This window comes from Gardnerella vaginalis, from assembly GCF_001546455.1.
GTDB classification, from domain to species: Bacteria; Actinomycetota; Actinomycetes; order Actinomycetales; family Bifidobacteriaceae; genus Bifidobacterium; species Bifidobacterium vaginale_B.
In genome coordinates, this window is sequence record NZ_KQ956805.1 from 68,018 (window position 1) to 68,506 (window position 489).

The window sequence follows — 489 nt, forward strand, 5'->3', positions numbered from 1 at the left end:
GATATTTATTAAGATTATTACAGTAATCAGAGTGAATTGTAGATCTTGTTTGCTTAATAATCTGTTTTATGATTATTTGATACAGAGTCGTGTTAGCGAAAAGGAGGCTAGTGGTGTTATGAGGAGTAAAACTATTTTTTGTAAAACCATTTTTCAAAGTTGTCTTGTTATGCTTCTGCTGCTAGGTTCTCTCTTTTCTCTTACGGGATGTGCTGACGATGATGAGAAAGCGGCGCTTGCGTCGTATCATTGGGAAACAGTAGCGGTGTCTCAAGAAGAGTTTCGTATACCAGAAAACTATATGAATAAGGATGAATTGTATCTCTTTGTGTCACGAGACATTCTTGATTCTCGCTATGATTTGTCTAAAGTCACTCTTGGAGATAAGCCAATCAAATTAGTTGAATCATCGTTCAATTTACCTGGTACAGGACTTAAAGCTTTATTTTTAGTTGGGAAATTTGATTTAAAAGACAAGCCAAGCTCTGA

The 489-nt window shown here is 35.6% G+C and carries 1 protein-coding gene; it reads left to right on the forward strand.

Translation table 11 applies throughout. The features are described from left to right. Positions 1-118: 118 nt before the first annotated feature. Positions 119-489 (forward strand): hypothetical protein (locus HMPREF3216_RS06510; RefSeq protein ID WP_196485407.1); only part of this gene is annotated, 371 nt, incomplete at its 3' end.